The sequence below is a fragment of the Bradyrhizobium sp. USDA 3397 genome (genome assembly GCF_054060965.1).
In genome coordinates, this window is the sequence record NZ_JBSSDS010000001.1 from 1,650,569 (window position 1) to 1,673,617 (window position 23,049).

17 protein-coding genes are annotated in these 23,049 nt (G+C 57.2%); 2 read left to right on the plus strand and 15 right to left on the minus strand.

Annotated features, from left to right (window positions below; translation table 11 throughout):
- Positions 1–44 precede the first annotated feature (44 nt).
- From ACVWYQ_RS07735 to ACVWYQ_RS07745, 3 genes are all read right to left on the minus strand, one after another.
- Complete coding sequence (locus ACVWYQ_RS07735; protein ID WP_271540819.1) at positions 45–2,474, minus strand: Ig-like domain-containing protein; 2,430 nt, start codon at positions 2,472–2,474, stop codon at positions 45–47.
- Between the two features lie 1,005 nt (positions 2,475–3,479).
- Positions 3,480–4,307, minus strand: a complete 828-nt coding sequence (locus tag ACVWYQ_RS07740; protein ID WP_456725564.1) for an aldo/keto reductase — start codon at positions 4,305–4,307, stop codon at positions 3,480–3,482.
- Positions 4,304–5,968: an FAD-dependent oxidoreductase gene (locus tag ACVWYQ_RS07745; protein ID WP_404540516.1), complete on the minus strand. Its 1,665-nt coding sequence runs from the start codon at positions 5,966–5,968 to the stop codon at positions 4,304–4,306. Before ACVWYQ_RS07745 ends, ACVWYQ_RS07740 begins: the two co-directional genes overlap by 4 nt.
- A 699-nt stretch (positions 5,969–6,667) precedes the next feature.
- Between ACVWYQ_RS07745 and ACVWYQ_RS07750 the strand changes: the two genes are divergently transcribed.
- Entirely contained in the window at positions 6,668–7,351 is a 684-nt protein-coding gene (locus tag ACVWYQ_RS07750; RefSeq protein ID WP_057029397.1) for a class I SAM-dependent methyltransferase, read from the plus strand.
- Between the two features lie 4 nt (positions 7,352–7,355).
- Here the strand turns inward: ACVWYQ_RS07750 and ACVWYQ_RS07755 are convergent, their stop codons facing one another.
- The 5 genes from ACVWYQ_RS07755 to ACVWYQ_RS07775 form a co-directional block, all read right to left on the minus strand.
- A complete protein-coding gene (locus ACVWYQ_RS07755; protein WP_271540815.1) occupies positions 7,356–8,081 on the minus strand; it encodes a polysaccharide deacetylase family protein in 726 nt (241 codons plus the stop codon).
- Positions 8,078–9,244 (minus strand): glycosyltransferase family 4 protein, encoded by a 1,167-nt coding sequence (locus ACVWYQ_RS07760; RefSeq protein ID WP_271540813.1) that lies wholly within the window; start codon positions 9,242–9,244, stop codon positions 8,078–8,080. Before ACVWYQ_RS07760 ends, ACVWYQ_RS07755 begins: the two co-directional genes overlap by 4 nt.
- Positions 9,245–9,291: 47 nt before the next feature.
- Positions 9,292–10,275 (minus strand): glycosyltransferase family 2 protein, encoded by a 984-nt coding sequence (locus ACVWYQ_RS07765; RefSeq protein ID WP_271540811.1) that lies wholly within the window; start codon positions 10,273–10,275, stop codon positions 9,292–9,294.
- A 72-nt stretch (positions 10,276–10,347) separates the two neighbouring features.
- Entirely contained in the window at positions 10,348–11,622 is a 1,275-nt protein-coding gene (locus ACVWYQ_RS07770) for an O-antigen ligase family protein (protein ID WP_271540809.1), read from the minus strand.
- A gap of 226 nt (positions 11,623–11,848) precedes the next feature.
- On the minus strand, positions 11,849–12,862 hold the full coding sequence (locus ACVWYQ_RS07775) for a glycosyltransferase family 2 protein (protein WP_271540807.1): 1,014 nt from the start codon (positions 12,860–12,862) through the stop codon (positions 11,849–11,851).
- 813 nt (positions 12,863–13,675) lie between these two features.
- On the opposite strand from ACVWYQ_RS07775, the gene ACVWYQ_RS07780 reads away from it, so the two are divergent.
- Entirely contained in the window at positions 13,676–14,572 is an 897-nt protein-coding gene (locus tag ACVWYQ_RS07780; RefSeq protein ID WP_271540805.1) for a class I SAM-dependent methyltransferase, read from the plus strand.
- 130 nt (positions 14,573–14,702) lie between these two features.
- On the opposite strand, the gene ACVWYQ_RS07785 is transcribed toward ACVWYQ_RS07780, so the two are convergent.
- From ACVWYQ_RS07785 to ACVWYQ_RS07815, 7 genes are all read right to left on the minus strand, one after another.
- Positions 14,703–16,046: a glycosyltransferase gene (locus ACVWYQ_RS07785; protein WP_271540803.1), complete on the minus strand. Its 1,344-nt coding sequence runs from the start codon at positions 16,044–16,046 to the stop codon at positions 14,703–14,705.
- Positions 16,047–17,204 (minus strand): glycosyltransferase family 2 protein, encoded by a 1,158-nt coding sequence (locus tag ACVWYQ_RS07790; RefSeq protein ID WP_109143417.1) that lies wholly within the window; start codon positions 17,202–17,204, stop codon positions 16,047–16,049. It abuts the gene before it with no gap.
- A 115-nt stretch (positions 17,205–17,319) separates the two neighbouring features.
- A complete protein-coding gene (locus tag ACVWYQ_RS07795; RefSeq protein ID WP_271540800.1) occupies positions 17,320–18,468 on the minus strand; it encodes a DegT/DnrJ/EryC1/StrS family aminotransferase in 1,149 nt (382 codons plus the stop codon).
- 506 nt (positions 18,469–18,974) lie between these two features.
- The gene (locus tag ACVWYQ_RS07800; RefSeq protein ID WP_404540507.1) at positions 18,975–19,490 is read right to left on the minus strand and encodes a UDP-N-acetylglucosamine--LPS N-acetylglucosamine transferase; all 516 of its coding nucleotides are present in this window, start codon (positions 19,488–19,490) and stop codon (positions 18,975–18,977) included.
- A 170-nt stretch (positions 19,491–19,660) separates the two neighbouring features.
- Positions 19,661–20,518, minus strand: coding sequence for a glycosyltransferase (locus ACVWYQ_RS07805; RefSeq protein WP_271540797.1), 858 nt, complete (start codon positions 20,516–20,518; stop codon positions 19,661–19,663).
- A gap of 276 nt (positions 20,519–20,794) precedes the next feature.
- Entirely contained in the window at positions 20,795–21,787 is a 993-nt protein-coding gene (locus ACVWYQ_RS07810) for an NAD-dependent epimerase/dehydratase family protein (RefSeq protein ID WP_271540856.1), read from the minus strand.
- Positions 21,788–21,792: 5 nt separating this feature from the next.
- Positions 21,793–22,965 (minus strand): DegT/DnrJ/EryC1/StrS family aminotransferase, encoded by a 1,173-nt coding sequence (locus ACVWYQ_RS07815; protein ID WP_456725565.1) that lies wholly within the window; start codon positions 22,963–22,965, stop codon positions 21,793–21,795.
- Positions 22,966–23,049 lie beyond the last annotated feature (84 nt).

A 23,049-nucleotide genomic window follows, 5' to 3' on the forward strand; every position in this document is an offset into this window, starting at 1 on the left:
CCCCAAGGCAGTTGTTGAAGATTGCTCTCTGTGGATGCCGTCCCCTACGCGAAGTGGAAGTCGTTGCTGGTCAACGAGCCGAGCTTGGCGTTCTTCAGCGTGAGCGTATCGCTCCCCGTCGCGATCACGACATCGGTGCCGGACTGGGTCGCGTGGGAAAGAACGCTGGCAAAACTGTCGAACACACTCTTGCTGAACTCGATCGTGTCGTGAGCAGGTCCGCGGGCAACGAAGCCCTTGATGACGTCGTTGCCGAAGTTCGCGCCAAACACGAAAGTATCGGCCTGGCTGCTGCCAACGAAGGTGTCATCGCCGGAAGTGCTGGTCAGGGTCGTGTTGCCCGGCGAAGCGATGAACGTACTGCCCGCAATAGCCGCGTTGCTACCGGTTGCAGTGGACGACGTAGCTACGCTGGACGTACCGATCTGCCCGTCACTGTTCAGGTCCTGATGGAAGCTGGTCTCCAGCGTCTTGAGGCCAGAGTCCGTACCCGACACCGAGCCACCGTCTGTGGAGCCGGTCAGGGAGCTGACATGAGACACGTAGTTGCCGTTATTGTCGGTGTTCCACGCCGTGTACTGACCGGTGCTCGTCTCCTTCCAGGCAACTTGATAGCCCGTCGCCGTCTTCTCCGCGCCAATGGGAGTCCAGGTGCCATCGGACCCGCCCACGAAATCCACGCCGTTATCCTTTAGCGTCGGGCCAGTGCCGGTGCTGCCGTTGAGGTAGTATTTGCCGCCACTCTCAACGAGACTTGTCACACCAGCCGATTCGACGACCTTGCCAGTCGTCGGGGTTGGCGACGTCGGGGTGGTCGCAGTGGAAGTACCTACCTGCCCGTCACCGTTCAGATCCTGATGGAAGCTCGTCTCGAGCGACTTAAGGCCAGAGTCCGTACCCGACACCGAGCCACCGTCTGGGGAGCCGGTCAGGGAGCTGACATGGGACACGTAGTTGCCGTTATTGTCGGTGTTCCACGCCGTGTACTGACCCGTGCTCGTCTCCTTCCAGGCAACCACATAGCCCGTCGCCGTCTTCTCCGCACCGATGGGAGTCCAGGTGCCATCCGACCCTTTCACAAACTGCACACCGTTATCTTTCAGCGTGGGGCCCGATCCGGTGCTGCCATTGAGGTAATATTTGCCGCCGCTCTCAACGAGAGTTGTCGCGCCAACTGACTCGACTACCGTGCCGGCAGTCGGCGACGTCGGTGACGTCGGCGAGGTCGGTGTGGCTGGCGCCGAGCTGCCGGTGATGCTGGCGGTGAACGCAGTGGACGCCGGGCCGGCATTGCCTGCTGCATCCGTTGCCGTCGCGGTAAGGCTGTGCGAACCGGCCGCAAGGGCGCTGGTTGTATAGCTCCACCCGCCGGTGCTGTTGGCAGTCGCGGTCCCGATCTGGGTCGTGCCGTCGAACACCTTCACGACGCTGCTCGCTTCGGCACTGCCCGACATCACCACCTGATTGGCGGTGTTCACGGTATGGCTGGCAATGGTCGGCGCAGTCGGAGCCTTGGTATCGACAGTGATTGCCAACGCAGACGACGCCGCGCTGGTCTGACCCGACGAGCTGGTCGCCGTTGCGGTCAGCGTATGTTTGGCGTCGGTCAGGACCTTGGTGATGTAGTCCCAACTGCCGCTCGAGTCCGTAGTCGTCGAACCAATTTGGGTCGTACCGTCGTAGATCTTGACCGTGCTGCCGGCAGCCGCGGTGCCCTTGAGCTCGATGGTATTGTCGTTGGTAATCTTGTCGCCAGCGGTGCCGCTGTCGGTCGAGAACGACGCGATAGTCGGAGCATCCGGCGCGGTCGGCGTGCTGGGTGCGGTCGGTCCTTCTACCGGAAGGGGAGGCGGGATAAGATCGCCGGGGATGAGTTGACCGTCCACGATCGTGGCGTAACGAACATTCTCCCATTGCGTGATGTGTATGTTCGCATTGACCTCCTCCAACCAGAGCGCGCCATACGCAAATGGCCCCACAAAATACACGTCCTTGAGGGCGAGGTAGTCATCGTGACCGGCTCCTGCGTCCGCGGCAATGCGCAGACCAAATGGGCCACCGTCGAACACCACGTTATTGAAAGTGAACGTTCCGCTATAACCATCTGCGATGAACAGCCCAGCAGTGGCATTCTGGTCGTGCGATACAATCGTCGAGTTTGTAATGGTCAGATTCCCGGTGGCGCCGGGAGCATAGGCCTGAATTCCGTCGGCGTGATCGCCCGACAGTCCCGTTGTCTCGATGTACGAATTGTTGATGGTGACATCACCGCTGCCCCCAATGCGCACGCCTTCCCTTGAAGAAATACGGACGTCGTCGATGGTGAACGAGCCGCTCCCTCCGACGGCGACAGTGTCGCTCTGGTCGGAAATGCTCACACCCGAAATCGTCTCTCCATCTTGAAGCCAGACCGTCCCCGAATTGGTCTGGTCGCTAAACATCGGATCATTCCATGTCAGAGGAATGGATGCCATCTAGTTTTCTCCTGTTAATTTCAATCTAGTTTGCCCCTGGTACGCGCCCAATTGTTTCCCCAAGCGACGCGACCCCAAGTGCGACTCTGCTGGCGCAGCGCCGTTGGAGTGCGTCTTCCCGGCGGGTGGAGGCTTTTTTGCGACGACACGACGGCTCACCCAAGGTAATTTCCTGAGCTACCCTAGACACATTCGCATCGCGCGAATTAAATGCCGGAAATTTCTTCAGTCCGATCAACCACTCGTGCACCGCATTGAACGAGTGCCACACGGAGCGATCGAAGATATACAAAAGTATGCCGGAATCGATGTTACGCCTTCGCCACTCGACAACAGCTTACTAGGAGCGTCGTCGACGGCGCCACAGCAGAAAACCAATTAAATAGTTCGATCCACAAGATTATCTGCCGCTAAATACGACATAACTTTTGTCTCGGACAATCAAGAGAGCGACCGTTCAGCAAGGGCATTTGAGCACACATCGCGCTGCGAACAATCCGAACCGTATGGCACGATTCAGGTAATGGCCCATCCAGCGCCATCCGCAAAGCGCCAAGCAAAGCGAATGCCGTTGCGGACACACCACTCAGATCGAGAGTTACGAGCGCGCGCCGATTATCCTGATCGTTGATGTCCCCGAGCCCAGCACACAACCACCTGCTGCCCCGGCAAAGTCGCAACGCGCGGACGTTCGATCAGGTCCCGCCGGCGACTACCGTCGCGTCCGACTGATGCAAAGTCAGGCCACTGTCGCCGGTCTGCACCGATCAGAAGCTCAGATCTCGGAAGCTCGCGTCAAGGAACTCGGCAACGTGCTTTCTCGCCAATAATGCGTTCAAGCCCGCGATCTGCTTCTCATCGATAGCTCGACTGCTGACAGATTTCACGTTTGCCACAACATTCGACGGATTGGACGAGAAAAAGATGACGATCCCGTTTTGATTTGCATTCAGCGCATGAGCCAGCAGTAGATGAGCCAGTTCTGTCGAATCGCGTGGATCTACCTCAGCGAAGCAGTAGATGAGCCAGTTCTGTCGAATCGCGTGGATCTACCTGCGTCAGCGAACGCCATTCAGCTGCAATCCGCTCATCGGACAACAATCTATCGAGCAGTACTTTAAATCGGCTGGTAAGGGACGAATGCGTAATCACGAGGCGGTTGGTTGCCGGAACTTTCCTAACGTTCATATTCCAGATGGCACTTGGAATCTGCACAACGTCGAACAGGGCTGCATTCCTTTGGAGGATGGACATCGTCTCCTCCATGCCTGTCGCTATGCCAACGGCGCGAACCTTCCCTTCACGCTTAAGATCATCGAGAAAACGGATCAGGTCCGTTTCCTCTATGTCGGCAGCGCTGCACTCGTGCAGGAGTAGAATATCGAGATAATCTGTACGCAATTCCTTGAGACTGGTCTCGACACTTTTTCGGAACTCCACGAGACCAAAGGCTCCGAAACGCGGCAGATAGTTGGACGGCACAGGCAGGTAATTCTTTGAACTTGGTGCGACATTGTGCAGAAGCCGAATGCTGCGACCCATTGCGCGGACATGAAGTGCGCGACTTTGTGGGACAATGCCCGCCTTGCTTGCCAGAACCAGGCGCTGCCGCTTTCGCGCCGCCAACTCTCCCAGAATGCTCTCTGCGCGACCGGCACCGTACATTCGCGCAGTATCAAAATATGTGACCCCACAATCCATGGCTGCTTCGAGCAACTTAAGAGCCTCACGGCGGGTTCGTCGCTTGCTCAACAGTGCGCCGGATCCAAAACCTAGGGGAAGCATGTTTCGCGGAAGGATTTCTCGAAACGGCGCGGCAGCAGCAACCGTCATGACGCGCCTCCGGCTAGGCCGAATGCAGCTTCTCGCTTTGGTTGGGCGACGGTGCCCACCGCGTGATGGCATGCGCGCGCGGTTAGAGCGAGAATGGTCAACGTGGGATTTTGCGTGCCCTGGGACGGGAAACAGGCGCCATCCGTAACGTACAATCCCTGTGCGTCCCAGCACTGGTTGTTTGGATCGAGCACGGAGGTCGCGGGGTCGACACCCATCCGGGCGGTCCCGCATTCATGAATCGCGGAGCCAGGCGGGGCCGGCCGTTCATTGACGCGGCTCAACGTCACGCCAGCTGTTGCGGCGATCTCGCGTATGGCAGCTGCCTGATCGCGGGCACGCGCCAAGTCTGCTTCGCTATAGCGGCAGTCGATATGCAATACGGGGATTCCCCATATATCCCGTCGCGTAGGATGTAGCGTTACTCGGTTTTCGGCACGAGGAAGCATTTCACCGAAGCTAACCGCGGTAAAATGGGAGCGCCCGTGCCCTCCTGGAAATTGATACAACTGCACGCCAAAACCTCGCCCGCCGAGGGGCGCGGGCCTGTCGCGCGCATCGAAGCGTGGAAGGTAAATCGCGCATCCATCTTCGAGCACTGGACTAGGCTTCAGCGATGCCCCCCCACCCCACCCAGTTACGACAATATGGTCCATCAAGTAGCGCCCCAGCGCGTCAGATCCTGCACCTAGCCCCTGGTCCCCTTTGGATGAACGTGAAAGCAAGAGTATTCGGGTCGACTCTAACGAGGACGCGCACAGAAAGACCAACGGAGCGGAAGCCCGTACGTCGGCTCCACTTTGCTGATCGAACCAGACTACGCCGCGTACGCGACCTGATCGATCAACATCGATTTGCCGTACGACTGCGCCCTCACGGCATCGAAGGCGCCCTGTAAGAGCAGCAGTTTCCAAGGCATCCAGCGGTGCCGCAAAGCGCGTGAGCATCGGCCGCGAGTGAGGCCACCGTGCGCGAATCGCTGCCATCAGCGCGAACTGATTCAGTGAAGGGGCAAGTTCTCGCGAGAGGTGACTGTCAGGCTGCCATGGTACGCCATCCATGGCACCGGCAAGCGCTAGCCGTCGCTCGACCATCGAATACCAGGGGTCCAACTCACCCGGCTCTAGCGGCCAAGGCTCGCTCAATCCATCGCACGGCGTAAGGTCGGAGGAGTTCAGCCGATAGTATTGCCGGCCGTGCCCTGGAAGGCCCACGCGTCCGCCGAGCGTTCGCGCGCGTATCCAGACAAAAGGTTGGTTCCGTGGCGTCACGTAAGGCAGGTCATGATCGTCTACAAACGAGTCCGGTGCTCGGCCCCAGATGCTGCAGCGAGATTGGACGGGCTGGCGCAACATGCCGAGGCCTCTCAAGGCCATCTTGCCAAAGGGAACGACCGCAGGAGGGAGCAAGCGAAGTGTCGCAGGGTCCGCGAGCCTACGGCTCACGCTGGCTATGGCTCGGCGCATCCCGGTCGTTCGCGGCGAATTCTGCCACCCGGCCTCGAGCACGAGCACGCGCAGGCCAGCCTCGGCGAGTAAGAGCGCCGCCAATCCTCCGGCGGCTCCCCCGCCGATCACGATCGCATCCTGCGCTCCGGCGCGCTGCAACTCCTCAATCGTCGTGGTACCTAATACACCTGAAAGCGCCGGCCCGATCTGCATAACAACTCCCTTCAGGCGAAAATTGGTCGAGGGCTAGCATGCCAAACGGATAGCGATGGGCCACCAGCTGTAAGCAGCGATTTAAGACAAATGCATCGACGAACCCGGTAACCGAGTGCCCCGGGTCTAAGCCTTAGGCGCAACCGCCCCGGCAATGCACGCAATGAAAGGGAAATTATCGCTTGGGCAAGTTCTGCAAAACCACTACTCATGGCTTTGATTTTCTGTGACAAATTGAAAAATACAAATAATGATAGGCGCAGTTAAATACGTCCGTCAACTGTTAATAGGCATTTAATTTCTGCACTGCACAACCCAACCCATTTCTCGGAATATCTGGGGTGTGTAGCTCCTGCCAAAAAGGCACACGGGAAGACCCAATGTGGCAGCGTCCAGCCATTACCTAATGATGCTCGCGCGTTGGCAGCGGGGGCGAGTTACCGGGGACGTGCCGTGATTCTGCGGGGCGTGGTACTTTCGATCCGATCACCGAAGGATAGGAGCCAAGACGTTTGCGGTAATCGTTCCTTGGCGGCCCACGGACAAAGGTTCGAGATGCGCCAGCGAATTGGCTGGGCGAAAGCTCACCTCACAGGTACCATGAAATCCGCAGTTCTCGCCTGCCGTACACTCTTGATCTGTCGATAACTTCACCTGTATTAAACTATCTGACGTCGAATACGCGTTGGCAGGTTGGGAATGCTCGCAGCACTTCACTACCACGCATGGCGCCGGGTGCGCGCCGCGTACTATGCCTTCGGATTGGCCCGGCTGCCTTTTGGCGACGCGCTGGGGCGCGCCGTTAGCGAGTGGGAGACTGCGCAGGGGTTCGGTGACAGCCCAAAAGCAAAATCCACTTGGGACGCCGAGTACAGCGATGGTCTCTGGACCTACATGCAGCGCGAAGTAGCTCGCTACTGGACACTCATTGGTTTCATGGACGCTTTTAGACGTGGCGGCGAGTACCTGGAAATCGGCTGCGGAGACGGCATGCTATTCGAGCGCTTCAAGCAGCTTGGATATGAACGCTATGTCGGAGTGGACATCTCTGACGTGGCAATCGAGAAGCTCCGTCTGTACAACGACGATCGCACTGACTTTTCTCAGGCTGACGGCGACGTGTACGAGCCCGACGGCCGTTTCGATGTCATCGTCTTCAACGAGTCTCTCTTCTATTTGCGCGACCCCGTTCGGTCGCTCGAGCGCTACGCACAATCACTCAAACCGGGGGGCTGCATCATCGTCTCGAACTACACCGCATCGCGGCGATCATTGGCAGTGTTGCGGGAGGCAAAGCGCGCATTCGAGGTGATCGACGAGGCCAAGACGACTCAACGAGCGATGTCCTGGCTTTGCACAGCACTGAAACCGCCCAAATACTAAAGCGCTAGTGATACCGCAAGCGCATCAGTTGGCGATAGAGCCCGAGCCTTGTGCTGATTTTCCAGGAAACGCCGCGCATCGCATCCGGATCGCGCAAGTGGCGGCGCATGTACTCCGCATCCATGTTGTTCGTCAGACAAAGGCGGGAGTACAGAAAAGATTCGAAGCCGCGATGATATCCAAGCTGGATTGTAAAGAGGTGTGTGTAGCCAGCCCTCAACGCCGCCTCCCAGACCCGTCGGGAAAACCGTCCATATGGGAAAGCGAAGAGAGCTACCTGTCGGCCGAGGCGATCCTCGAGCATCGACTTGGACACACCGAGCTCGCGCTCGAGCTCTGCGTCCGAGACAGTCGTCAAATCGACGTGGGCCATGCCATGTGAGCCGATTGCAACACCCCCCTTTGCAAGCTCTTCGATCATCTCCCAACTCATACGTCCCGGCGAGCCTACAAAATCTACCGGGATAAAGGACATGAAACCCGGAATACGACCGGCCGTCATGTAACGGGCGTAGACATGCGTATAGTCCGAAAGAAATCCATCGTCGAAAGTCAACAGGACCGTGCCGGTGCCGTAGGATGTCGGATCGGAGCAGTGCTCCAGAAAACTCCGAGGCGAGACCAGCGCTTCCCCGCAAAGTGCGAGATGCGCTTCGAACGTTTCATGAGTCAGGCACCACGCGTTCGACGGCGAGGCTTCCACCAGCTCATGATAGTTCAAGACGATCATAGAGTTTCTATCAGATCTGAAACCCGCCGGGCCCAAGCCTGCCAGTTCAATCGGGCCTCGAAGGCGTCGCGGCTTGATTGTCTCAGGCGTGCCAGCCGATCCTGGTTAGCAAAGGTCTCGAAGATGACCGCCGCATAGTCCGCCCTCGTCGCTTTCGGTGGCAACAACAAGCCCGTCTCCCCGTTGCGGATAGCACAGGGGACGCCGCCAGTGGCCGGCGCAATGCTCGGTACTCCATGGGCTGCGGCTTCACAGAACACGATTCCATAGCAATCCGCCCGGGTTGGCAGCAGAAATAGATCCGCGTCCCGATACAGTTGATCCAATCGGTCGCGCTGTTCGCGATCACGCTTGTCGAGATAAGGGATGATCGTCAGGCCATCCTGAGCGACTGGCTTCGGCGGAGTACATCCGCAGATCACGAGCTCCGCTTCCATGCCCCTCTTCCTCAGTTCAGCGAGGACGCCGACCGCGATGTCAGCGCCCTTCTCCTCCCAGTTGGCGCCAATGAAGAGGAGACGGCAGGGACCCGGCTTGCGGCAACCTAGCACGGAGGCACGATCCGGCGCTTCTTCGAGGTTGGCGCCCCAAGGAATGACATGCACCCGGCTACGGTCGGCACCGTAGTCCCTGATGGCAGATTCGGCTGCCCATTCCGACGGGTAGAGGATCAGATTCGCACGCGCGATCGTGTCCCGCTCCACGCGTTCAGCGACGTCCCGAGCACCTCGCGACAAGTTTCGATAGTTGGGATGGTAGTTCTCAATGAGCCGAAAGGTCGCGTCGGACGCATAGACGAGCGGAACGCCGTTAGGCACACTCCATGCAAAGGTAGACCCGGCCGGCGCGAAGACGATATCGGGCGACACCGCTCGGATTTTACGCGCTGAGTCCGCGGCATATTGTGCAACGACCGCCCCCGCATGCAAAGGGGAACGACCGCGCCCGCGAAAGGCACGGCAAAGCCTGGAATACGCCTTGTAGAGAGGCAGTATCGGTGCGCTCAAGGGACCGATATGGACCACCTCGTGACCCTCACCTGCGAGCGATCTCGACATGTGAAACGGGGTACCGGACCAGAACCTGACCAGGCGCCCATCCCCGATCGTGGCGAATGCAATCCGCCGTGCCGCCGGCCTGTCGGAAATGTGTTTCTGAGTCATTCTATTCCCGCACACACGGCCATCGACCACTTCGCCGGAAAGATCTCTCATGGAGCGAGCGAGCGATCGCTGGATAGAAGTAGCTTTTTCAAACCCGCAGTAAGCGACAGAGGTATAAGAGCCACGCCGGCTCTCATAACGAGAGGTACGTGCCCCGTTTCGGCAAATCCTCGAGCGTAGGTTGAGATCGATTTCATTCGTCTTCCCGAGTGCAGATAGATCCATCCCAGATCCTTGCAATGCCGAGCGATTGCACGATTTGCCGCCTCGAGTGCTTCGCGATCTCGCCGAAGCCCCTTCTTCTCGCTCACTGCCAGCTGCAGCAAGGACAACTTATCCTCCTCCTGGAGTCTCGATAGGGTTGAATCCTCGAGCACCCGCATAACTGCAAGCTTGCGATCGACGTATCCAAATCCGTAATGCTTCGAGATTCTCAGGTACAGTTCCCAGTCCTCGCCCGAACACCATGATTCATCATAACCTCTAAACTCATCCAGAACAGTACGCCGGATCAATACCGCAGTCGGTTTGATAGGCACTTCTTCCAACAAACACAGATACATCTCACGGCTGCTGAAGAGAACAACATCGAAATCAGAGCGCGCGCGCGATGCGAGCAGTTTCGGAAATGCACGCATGCTTGAAACAATTGACGAGACGGATTTGCCGCGATCGACCTCAACGTCACAGAACACCGCGCCAACCTGACGATGACGCAGCAAAACATCGACGAGACTGCTGAGCATCTCCGGCTTCCACAGGTCATCCGAATCCAGATGAGCAATGATATCGCCGTTGGCGGCCTTTATGCCCGTGTTGCCTGCCGCACTGACCCCGCGATTGCGATCGTGCCGAATGTAACGCACTTTATCGCTTCGAAACTGTTCCACCGCCGCGGCCGTGCCGTCTGTAGATCCATCATCAACGACGATTATTTCAAAATTCCCATACGTCTGATTCAAGGCACTCTCGATCGCTTCGCCGATGATGTACGCACGATTGAAAGTTCGTATGATAATGGAAACTTTCATGCTTTAGTCCTGCGCAGCGAGAAATCCTGATCGGCATCCCTGCCAGCGTAATGACCTCGCGGTCCACCGTCCTCAAATGCCTCCGCTAATGGGGTCGCACCTCGTTTGCGCCGCTGGTGCGGCTCTATCGCGCAATATCGCGGTCTCCGCGAGGTTCGCTCGCATTCCGGTAAACACGGCGATGAGGATCCAACAGATGCCCCAAAAGTGCACAATGAACCCTAGAAAAGCGATCGTCGTTATTACAATTCCGAGCGCCACTGATAGCCGTCGCTCTTCGGAAGTAAGACTAGGCGATTTGTCGATCGAGCCGAGCCAGCATGCGCTGGCAATTGTCAGAAGGATCAACGCGCTCCCCGGAATTCCATACGACATTGCGGTGGCAAGCCAAAAGGCATCCACGCTCGAACTCACGAGCGCGCCATGCGACTGCCAATTCCAGTCGCCGTTCAAACCAATTCCGAAGATCGGCGAACCGAGGACCACAGGCCCTCCCGTGTCCCAAATTGCTTGACGGGCCCAGGCCGCCTCCGGGCTTACTCCGCTGAGTCGCACAAGGGTTGCGACCGGGCTGCCCGAGAAAGTGAAAACAACAAGGAGTAGAGCGGTTACACACAACCCGACTAACTTCCATCGGGCAGTGAAGCGAGGGCTTGCAGCATAGAAACTCGCCAGCGCAAACCCGATCAGATAAGCCAGCAATGGACTGCGCGCCTGCGAAAACCACACACCGATGAGGGCGATGCCCGCCACACCCCAGCCGAGTGCCTGGTGCCTGAACGTAGTGAAGGCCACGACCCCAAACCAAACGCAAACAGCACCGAACAATATGGAATGCTCGAGCGGCCCCATGGCGCGAGCGACACCATCCCGGTAGAACGTGTCAGCCCTGATTGCCAATGGTCCATCGTAACTGAGCTTCGTATAGCCAGTAATACCTTTGATGAACTCATAGGTGAACAGCTTATCACTCAGCGGGTCGAGAAGCGCTATGCCGACGATCAGAATCATCAGCTTGCAGGAGAACCGTGCTATTCGAACGGAACTATCGACCGGACCGAGGAGAAACCGGAACGTCAAGTATGCGCCCACAAACGCAAGCGCCTCGATTCCGGCTCCTTTAAAACCTGCCGGACCATCAGTGACTGTGGCAGCCAACATCATCCAAACGCCCGCAAGCGGGGCCAAGATATCCGATGGGACGCAGACGACGGTTCGCGTGCCTAGACGCTGTCCAAGCTGCTGTAGCGCGGCGATGAAGGAGCAGAAAATTAGAACTCGAGCAACCGAGAGGCGAAAATCGCCGACGAAGAAAGACAACCCTTCGGGCAAAAAAATAGCGACCAACAATAACTTCAGATACAGTTCGGTCCCCCAACGCGACGCCCCCGCCGCGCGAACAACTGGACTCCGCTGCCGACCGTACAGATACGTAAGCTGAGAACCCGGCTCCAATTCTAAGCTTTTGCGAGTCAACGCGAGTACCTCAAATATCTGAGACGTTTCTGCAAACAGCCAACGCGCTCGAAGCCGAGGCGCCGCACAAAGGGACGGTTCCTCGCTACGAGGCGCTTCATTTCGTCGTCTCCAGGGGAGTCGCCAGGAAGTCACGACGCAGGCGGCTCGCTACGCTGGGTGAAATCAAGGCGTAAACCAGCGCCTTATAGTAGTGCGGATCCGCTGGGTGCAAACACGCGCATTGCCAACCCGTCTTTAATGCAGACAACCGACGGTTCGACTTACGCCAATCCAGCACGCTCTTGATGAAATGGGCGGCGATGTTGTTGTCTAGTAAACTGTTGTTAGACCGTCTGTAGCCGCACATCGCATCTGCGCAGCCCTGCTCAAACCGCAAACCGCGCCGCTCGCATGCTCGCTTGAAGACATCGACCTCAAACTGCTTCCGCCAGGTTGGCGCCCGCCGGCTGAGGGAATTGGGAAGAATGCGGTAGGCATAGAGGCACTCCCCCAATACGACCATCGGATGCACCTCCCCGATTCTCCATATGTAATCGCAGGTCTCGGCAACCATTAACGACGGCTCGAACCGGATATCGCCAACCAACGACATTCGAAACATTCCCGTGGGATCGAGAGCCGGCATTTGAAAGGCTCTGATCTCGGACTGGCAGTCGCTCTCGCTTTTCGGCGAAAACACGGGTGCCATGAATCTCTCGTTGATGATGAGCTCGTTACCACAAAATACGGCAGCCAAATGCGGGCTGTTGAGCAGCGCACGAACCTGCTTTTCTATTCTTGTTGGATAGCTGATGTCGTCCGCGTCTTGAATTGCGTAAAACTCGCCACGGATCTGATCGAGCGCTCGATTGACAGCAACAGGCTTGCCTGAGTTCGCTTGATGGATCACGCGAACGCGCTCATCTACCAGCAAATCCTGAACTGAGCTGAAGCAGCCGTCCGAACTACCATCGTCGACGATGAGAATATCGAGATTCCTGTATGTCTGATTAATTATGCTCAATAGCGACGGTCGAAGATACTTGCCGGCGTTGTACACGCACATCACGACCGTAACCAAGGGACCTTCGGCCATTCCTCCAGCCTTGGGCGGATGTGCCTTGGACATCACGAAATGCTCCTGGTCAGTCGAGCCTGACACGCCAGCGCCATCTGCAAGACCTCCCGGTTCGCTGGCCCAGACTTTTGCAATGCTTCAGCGCACAAGCCAAGAATGCCTTTCTCGGGTTCCGCCGGTGACGCAGTCCGCAAGCACATCAAACTTCGCCTACTCACCGCTTTGTCTGCGCTCAAGAATAAACCTCGGCGTCACCTCGGGAGGCATGGCATACCGCCTGTCAGACCCGGAGCCCCTCGGAAGGCCCCCTCGCCGCCCAACATAATTAAATCGATTTTAAATTTCAATCGCCTTCTGATTAAATGCAGCAAAAGCGTCTTTGGTTATATTATAACAGGGGGCTTCGACTGAAGTACCGGCCCCGCACCCCCGATCACGCTCCACATTCACGGGGTGCGGCCGGCGAAGCCCACGCCGGCGCAGCCTGATCCCCCGGCAATGCGGACTTCGGTTGACTACAGAGAGAGTTCCTGGGATTAAAACATGCGGCCGTCAACGATTTAATTTGGACAACATTCAATTTGTTTATTATATTCACGACAAATACAAGAAGCTTCGACCCCGGGCACCAACGGAGTTCCACTTGATTGCCCGCGGGCCGCGACCCGGCGAGAACGACAGGCGGGGCATGCGAAGTGACAGCCCGATCAAAAAGTTGGACAGAGGGATCCGGCCGAAGGCATAGCAAGTTCGTCAGTCTCGCATCATAGTTAGGACACTGCACCTCTACGGCCGCACCGATCGCTGTGCCGGAATTCGATCCGCCGTTGTGGCTAGGTACTCGATATGATTTGTAAAACTTGCTTGTCTGACGGCAAACATCGCCGCCACGTGTTCATTGAAATGATGTTTGGCACAAGAGAGCGGTTTGAATACCAGGAATGTAGTGATTGTGGGACGATCCAGCGCCTATCGGATGTAGCCGATGAGAGCTGCCTTTACCCCGATGGGTATTACTCATTTTCCAAACCTTCGCGAAATTCGCGTATTACCGCCGTCAGGGACGCGCACGCGCTTGGCACCAAAAGCATATTGGGAGCCCTGGCGTCCTTTGTGAGGTACGACCCCATCGTAGCGGTCATCGGATCCTTTGGAATTGATCCCAGTTCTCGGGTGCTGGACGTAGGCTGCGGGTCCGGGAAACTTCTCTACAGAATGTCTGCGGCAGGGTTCAAGAACCTTACAGGGGTCGATCCCTACATCGTCGAACCGACAGCAGGTGCCGTGACGATTCAAAAATCGGATCTTCAGAGTATGTCCGGCGAATTTGACTTCATCATGTTCAATCATTCACTAGAACACGTGCCTGAGCCGGACCACAGTCTTAGCAATGCAAGAAGGCTACTTGCGCCCGGCGGTCGCATTCTGGTTCGCATTCCAACCTCATCCTCGCATGCGTGGAGAGCGTACGGCCCGAACTGGGTGCAACTGGATGCGCCACGCCACGTTGTAATACCCTCTCGCAAGGGAATGAATGCATTGGCGGAGCGCTGCGGTTTGCGCGTAAGGCAATCAATCGACGATTCGACTGCATTTCAGTTCTGGGGGAGCGAAATGTACAGGAGCTCCAAGCCGCTCGCGTCATCCAGACCAAATGACGTGTTCAGCCGGCGGGAAATGAGAGGGTTTGCCAAGAGAGCGGCAAAGCTGAATATTGAACAACAGGGCGACCAGGTCGCTTTCCTGCTGAACGCTGCCTAGGGCTGGATCACCGTAAGTCCGAGCCGAGGCTCAGGCCTGAAGTGCAAGGGCATGAGAGTGATTGCCTGAGGGATCGGCCAGCCTGCGACATGCGGACTGTAGGGGCGCTTGGACCGATGAGAACTCGTAGCTAATTGAAAGCTTCATCGGAAGGTTGCCCTGGGGCGGCGTGAGACCTCGGCGAGGACTCTTTTGCCTTCCTTGCATCGACATATGCAACCACTTTGCTCATTGAAGCAGAAAGAGCGCTGTTCGAATATTCTTCTCGAACCATGCTTTCGGCGTTTGCCACAAGCGCGTCATAGACCGTTTCGTTGCTTAAGGTTCTATACGCCTCGCAAAAGCTACGATCATCACTGAACTCCAAAAAATGGACGCCAGACACCACATCCAGCCCTTCTACACCTTTCCTTGTAGACATAATGGGCCTCTCCAAGAGTGCCGCCTCCAGAACCTTTAACCGCGTCCCACTACCCTCAAGCAACGGCACAATAACCGCTCTACATTTCTTGTAATACTCGATCACATCAGGGACATCGGGATGCAACTCGACTCCCTTTGAGCGAGCGCAAGCTTCGATCACCTCTGGCAATGGCTCACGTCCAACAACCAAAAGAACGGCATCGGGGTACATATTCCTATAGAGCGGATACACGTTCTCCAAAAACCAAAGCAAGCCGCTGACATTAGGCTGATAGTGAAGCGCACCAATGAACAACAGAATGTGTCGCCTGGCGAACCCGCTCCCCATGGGAAGTTTTCCTGAACTTCGCATCCCCAACGTGTTTGGCACAACGAAGATACTTTCAGAGGCCCTTTCACCCCACAGATCTGATTTATCCTTCTCGGAACATACCAAGCAGGCGCCAAAGCCGGTCACACAACGCGTTTGATAGTAGGTCAGAAGCAGCTTGTTTATGGCGCGGAACAGTTTCCTTAGGGCATTATTCGTCGGAGTAAACAGCGTATCATAGAGTGAAAGAGTCAGGACGTCATCAATATCAACTATGACCTTCATTTTCGCCGTCTGTGACAATCCAAAAAAGCCGGCGGTATTCCGGAGGTATCGCACCAGCACAAAATCGTAGCCGCCAAACTCTATTAGCGCGACCAACTTCTCCATCGAGGCTTTGCTATACTCTCTAACGGGATACGGAAAGCCACGAACCGAAATTCCGAACCGTCCCCGCAAGGTTCTAGGGTACTCCAGCTTCTGTAAACAATACTTCCCAGAGAATACGTCATCCTTTTCGAGATGTTCCCCCGCTCCTGCCATCTGTCGCAGACTGGAGGGCAAATCCGAGAGATACGCAATATCGACGGGCCCAAGGCCGGCAAAGTAACGTGCGAGATTCATGGTTCTGATGTCAGCGCCAAACTTCTCAGGCAGAGGAAACCTGTCGCTGATCACTAGGGTCTTCTTCATCGAACTTACAGCAAAAGAGTCGGTTAAACTCGGAAACTGATCCTTCAATCAGCCTCGCACCAAATGCTCTCGAGCGGTTCGCAGCAACTCGCGAACCTGCCGGCCTGGACCACCGAATGAAAGAACAATCAATTTCAAGAACACCGGCAGCATGAAAGGCTTCAGCTTCAATCCCTTCAAATAATATGATCTCGCTGATACAGAATCGCCCTCTGAATAATAGATCTCAGCCAACGCCACCATGATGCGTGAACGGATCCACGCCTTCTCCTGCTCGGTATAAGGGCTGCGATCGAGTGTCGCTTCCACCTGCTGAAGATCTATAGTGGACCAGGATGTCTGCCCCATCCACGAATAGGGTTTTGAGGCACAATGTTTGGCATAGAAGTTGGCGAGCGCACCCAAGCAAGCCTTATATACTGTCAGGGCGCCTTTCTCCTTGGCAGCCTGCGATATCATCGTGATGACGGCCAACTCGGAGTGCCAGCAGATATCGATCTTCTCTTGAGTGATGGCGTTTGTCATACTGAGTTCATGTTCACGGTAACACACCATCGGCTCTGCAAAGTATGCGACGTGATAGTTCAAGGAGAACAATAGCCACATGTACCAATCGCCGCCCCATATGAAATCGACCGGAATTCCGGCCCATACCACGTCGACCGGATAGAGGCTCAGTTTCTCGTAACAGTCACGTCGAACAAGCACCGACGCAGCCAGAATCGCATTTCCTTTTACTTTCAATGAGTGCTTGATGATCTCCTCTCCCCTGACGATCGTATCGACGTCTCCATAGGTCGAGTAATCTATCACTGCACCTTCTTTTCCACGTCTCAGGCTAACCCCGGGGCAGAAGGCAAGGCCGACCTCCGGATGATTTTCCAGGGTTTCGACGTATCTTTGCAGTATGTACGGTCGGCGCAAGCGATCATCGGCCGATATAAGCCAAACGTACTTCCCTCGACTTAAAAGTATTCCCTTGTTGTAATTCCGGAGCGCTCCCAGATTCTGCTCGTTCCTGACATAGGTAACTCGGCTATCTGTGAATGTTCTGGCAACTTCTTCCGTGTTGTCCGGAGAGCAATCATCCATGATGAGGATTTCGAAGTCCTCAAAGGTCTGCGAGAGGATGCTGTCGACACATTCTGGCAGGAAAGCAGCCAGTCGGTAGCAAGGGACGACAAAGCTAACAAGCGGCTTTTGCATTTGGAATAACTCGCCTATTGTGGATCCGCACTTTGAAGAGCCTAAGCCGTAACTTGCTCGATGACGCGCCATGAAGAGCGCACAGGGCGTCTTGGGCCTTGAGGAACGCGGCCTATTACAATGCAGAGGCTTGGAGCTCCCTTCGCAACGCGCAGGCGACCCGCTCCTGATCTTCCTCGTTCATCTGCGCGTAAATTGGCAACAGAATCGAATTGTCCTGCGCGAACTCGGAGTGCCGCAGATCATGGCGGTGCTTGTCCTTGGCGTAGGGCGCTTCCCGGTGCGAGCACATAATGCCGCGTCGAGTCGCGATGCCCTGATCGAGCAGGCTTTGCATGATCTTGAGCTGGTCGACGCGGTCCGGCAGCCCAACGCAATAGCTCTGCCAGTTGGACCGCGCCCATTCGGGCTCGATCGGCAGTCTCAGGCCTCTGAAATTGCCGAGCATTTCTCGATAGCGGGCCGCGATCGCGCGGCGTCGAGATACCAGTGCAGGCAGCCGCTCGAGCTGCTCGCGTCCGACCGCGGCCTGTATATCGGTCATGCGGTAGTTGTAGCCGACTACCAGATAGTCCTCGAAGATCACCTGCTGTGAGCCGTGCCGCACGATGTCCGGAACGCTCATGCCATGCTGGCGCAACAGCCTGAACTTATGGTCGAGCTTCGGATCGGAGGTGGTGAGCATCCCACCCTCGCCGGTCGTGATGACCTTGCGGGGATGAAAGGAGAAGCATGCGATCCGCCCATGCGGCTTGCCGACGCGCTCCCAGCCGCCATCCACTCGGATCTGGCTGCCAGCGGCGCAGGCCGCATCCTCGATCAAGATGATGCCCTGGCGATCGGCCAGCGTGGCGAGGGCTGTCAGATCGCAGGGCATACCCATCTGGTGGACGGCGATCACCGCGCGTGTGCGCCGAGTGATCGCTTCGGCAACCCGCTTAGGGTCGATATTGTATGTACCGGGATCGATGTCGACAAAGACCGGAGTCGCGCCGCAATACCGGATGCAATTGGCCGTGGCGATAAACGAGTGGCTGGCCGTGATGACCTCGTCGCCAGGCCCAATCTCCAGGGCGACGAGCGCCAAATGCAGGGCGGTTGTGCAGTTGGAAACGGCGCAGGCATAAGGCGCACTAACCAGGGCCGCAAAATCGCGCTCGAAGGCTGCCACCTGTGGGCCCTGCGAGACCCAGCCGGAGAGTACAGCTGCGCGAGCTGCGTCGGCCTCCTCCTCAGCAACGAACGGTAATGCGATTGGAATCATGGGATTATCGCCCTCCTGCTGGCGAGCCGCCCAGACCAACCCCCGCCCCCGGACCTGGCGCTACATCGATCTCAGAACTGGCCCGACGATCTTGAGCTTTCAAACCTGACAAGGGCATCAAGGACTATTCCTATCCTGGAGCGCGATGCGGTGTGGCGATTTATTTGTCATAGATTATTATATTAAGTCAATAAACCCAAAGATAATAAATCAATCTAATGTAGATGTCCGCCACTGTCGGGGGCAGCTTCAGGCGCCAACCTGCCTTCCTTGCAGCCGACGCGCACGCACTACGGTCGCCTAGCCGAACGTCACGCGACACCACCGCGTCAGCGCAGATGGTCGCCCGGGGGCAGCCGCGATCCAGTCCCCCTCGAGGAGGCATGACTATCATCCACTTTCAAGCTTGAGGTAATCATGCAAGCAATGCCGTCACGAGAAATCACGGTGCGCGAAGACATGGAGCTGCTGGTCCAGCTGCGACGGCATTCCGACCGCCAGGAAACTCATAGCACCGCGCCTGTGTAATGAGGTCCCTCAGGTCGCGCCAGATGGGGCCACTGCGTCAGCCAGAGGTCGGCGCAATGACCAATACGGTCGCCCGACATCGAAAGCTGCTCGATGTTGGCGATGCTGTCGAGCCAGATAGTGCGCGCACCCATCATTTGTCCAAACCGTAGTGCCAAATATCCCGGAGCGGCACCCGTCGAAACGACAATGTCCGGCCTTTCATTCCAAACGATCCAGGCCATTCTGCGCGCCGCCTTCAACAGCGCGAGTTTGGTCAACCGGTTAGCATCATTGACAAGGTAGAATTTGTGGTCGGGCACCTGCGCTTGATAGGAGTCGTGGACGGTAACGAACGTGACTTCGCAATGCTCGAAGGCGGGTTTGATTCGCAACAGCTGCACCCAATGGCCCCCACCCGAAGAGACCGCCAGCAGTTTCGGCCGAGTGCCGGGTGACCGCGGCGTGTTGTTCTTGAGCAACGGCTTGCGGTGAAAGACCGGGCTGAGAAGCATGGGCTGGCCTCCCTCGAACGCTGCAGGCTCGCAAGCTCCCATGAACGGATCGGGTCCTCGACGCCTGCATTTAATATTTAAATTTAAATTAACAGGCCGCCATTTATAATCAAGTGATTTATATGCCCGCAACGTCCGATTCCCTGCAATGCGGCCACTCAACTACAATCCTATTTGATTGAATCTGGTAGCATCGCGCGGGAAGTTTCGTCGCGCTGCCAAGGATGAGCTCCACGTCGGGAGCCCAGGGTAGCCTTACAGCGAGCAGCAATGTTGACCCCACAATAAATCAAGAGTCCGGCCCATAAGCGAGGTTCCTTGAACAGCGCAATGAGGGCCCGGCCATTCGCCGGTCCTTTGTTGACGCGCAATTCAGGAAAGCGCCGGGCGAGCTCGAATGTTCCCCTGTAGGCACGAGTTCTGACGGCGATAAGCTGCAGCAGAGTGCGTGGGGCGAATACCGTGGACCTAACGCGGGGCAGTGTCTCCCGCTCTTCTGGTCTGAACTGAAGTCGAACAAAGGTGTCATCAGCGGTGATGTCTGGAAATTGGCCGAACCGCTTGCGTCCCGCCTCAGATAAGGCATAGACGCCAGAACCGCCGATACCTTCCCGCGAAGATGGCAGCCGTGACCGGATTCCGAAGTATTTACGGACGAGCCAGGAACACCCTGCCAGATTGATGTCGGCTGTAGGCGCAACCGCCAGAACGTCACCTTCATCGAGGCGTCTTGCCAAAGCCAGAATGGCATCAACGGTAATCAGAATATCGGCATCAACATAAATCCGCGGAAAAGCGTCCGCGATTTGATCGCCAAGGTTCAGAGCGTGGGTCTTCCTTGCGATGTTCGATTCCACAACATTGACGGCTGGGCCGAAACGCCGGGCGACGTTCGCAGTGTCGTCTGAGCACCCGTTGCAGACGACGACCACACGGATCTGGTCCGAAGCTGGGTTGCCAACCCATTGCCTCAACGTCCGTGCGATCACAGAACTCTCATTGTGGGCTGGGACGACGATCGAAATCATGAATGGTCCGGTCGAGATCGATCAAATTTGCGTACCTCTCTGAGGCTGCCACAGGTTCGATCAGCCTCATGGGGTGGTTCAGCCTCACAGGCGATGGCTTTGCGGGGGCGCGGCACAGGCATCGACCGAGCCGACAACAGGGGCGAACCCGTGCTCACCCCCGTCTGCGGACTCTACCTAACCTAGCCGGATGGCAGGGCCGCGCGTTCCGCCTCGCCCTCGAACGCTCCGACGCCCAAGCAGAGAGAACGGCCGGGCGCGCCGCTGCGATCGGAATCACGATGCCGCCGCCTGCCGCTGATGATCCGAAGCGAGCTCGCGCTCGGATCGCCACCATTTCACGAGATCTGCGAGCCCCTGCTCCAGCGATACCGTGGTGCGGAAGCCCAGCAAACGCTCTGCCTTACCCGTCGAGGCCAGCCGTCGCGGTACCGGATTGACCGAGCGCTCCGGCGCGAATTCGGGCGTGAGGCCGCGGTGCCCCATCACCGAGGCAAGCACCTTGGCCAGCTCGGTCAGGCTTGTTTCAGTGCCGCTCCCGACGTTAAAGACCTCATCGGTAATCTTTGCCCTGGCGGCAAGGATGTTGGCACGCGCGACGTCACGGACGTGGACGAAATCCATGGTCTGACGGCCGTCGCCAAAGATAACCGGAGGCAATCCGGCTTCCAGCCGCTCCATCCAGCGGATCAAGACCTCGGTGTACCGTCCGTGGATGTCCATCCGGCTGCCATAGACGTTGAAATACCGGAATGCCACATAGTCGAGGCCGCATGCATCGTTGAAAGCCCGCAGTAGCCCTTCGTTAAACGCCTTGGCGGCCCCATAGAGGGTTCGGTTATTGTAGGCATTCTGCCGCTCTGTCGTCGGAAACTCCTCGGCCATTCCATATACCGATGCCGAAGAGGCCGCGATGATCTTCTCAATATCGTGCTTGATGCACAGCTCCAGCAGGTCGTAGGTGGCATCCACCATGACCTCCTTGGCCAGGCGCGGTTCGGCCGCACAATGAGTGATGCGGAGCGCGGCCTGATGAAAGACGATGTCGGCAGCCTTGACTAACGCTTCCATCAGCTTGCGATCGCGAATGTCGCCGTGAACCAGCCTTACGGGCCCACGCCCGAGCGCCCGCCGGAGATTTTCCGGGCGGCCTCTGATCATGTTGTCGAGGGCAACAATCTCGATGCAGCCCTCGTCGCAGAGCAAATCAACGATGTGGGAGCCGATAAATCCCGCCCCGCCGGTGACCAGAACGCGTTTACCCTTGATATCGATCAAAACGCTCTCCTGTTGTGGGACCATGTGAAGCTTTGTGGATGCTCCGACCGGGTGCTGATGGCCGCGCTAGGCTGCAGCGCCCCACTCCTCAATATTCCGACAACCTCGGCCGTCCGTTCCGGCGGCAGCTCGGGATAGATGGGAAGAGAGAGGAAGTCGTTCGCGAGCATCTCAGTGACGGGGAGATCACCGGCCCGATAGCCGAGTTCTGCATATGCCCTCTGCAGATGCACCGGGACGGGATAGTGAATCCCGGCGCCAATCCCGGCATCACGCAATCGCTTCAGCGCGTCGTCGCGGCGCTCCGATCTGACCGCATAGACGTGATACACGTGGCGGGCGTACTGGGGCGGCTGGGGACGCGCGAATGGAAGACCAGAAAGCAGTGCATTGTATCGCTCAGCCAGCGACCGACGTGCATCCGTCCAATGCTCAATATAGTCCAGCTTGACATTCAGTACCGCACTCTGGATTTCGTCCATGCGATAGTTGTATCCGGCGATGACGTGGTCGTACTTCGCCTCCTGCCCCCAATCCCGCAACAGGGATACGCGGCGTGCGAATTCAGGCCGGTCGGTGACGACCGCCCCACCCTCGCCAAACGCTCCGAGGTTCTTGCCCGGATAAAAGCTGAAACATCCCAGATCGCCGATCGAGCCTGCGCGACGTCCGCGATATTCCGCGCCGTGCGCCTGCGCGGCGTCCTCAATGACCACCAGCCCGTGACGACGCGCTATGGCCATTATCGGATCCATGTCGGCCATCAGCCCGTGGAGGTGAACTGGCAGAATCGCCTTGGTTCGCGGCGTGATCGCAGCTTCGATCAAGCTGGGATCCATCGTCCATGTTACCGGGTCAACGTCGACAAATACCGGCCTGGCGCCGCTGTAGAGAATAGCTGCGGTTGTTGCGACGAACGTCATGGAGACCGTGATGACTTCGTCACCGGATCCGACGCCGGCCGCCAGCAGAGCAAGGTGAAGCGCCGAGGTGCCACTGTTCACCGCGCGACAAGCGGTGGTCCTGCAATAGTCTGCAAAACGTTCCTCGAAGGCTGTGACCTCGGGTCCGAGCACAAAGAGCCCGCTACTGACGACCCTCGCCACTGCGGCGTCGATTTCCGGCTTGATCTGGCTGTACTGCGCTTTCAGGTCCAGGAAGGGTATCAAGATTCAAAGCCTTGATTTGACCGAGATTATATTGGCCATTTAAATCCACCTATTAAATTTAATCAAGCGCTAATTCAAGCGGAA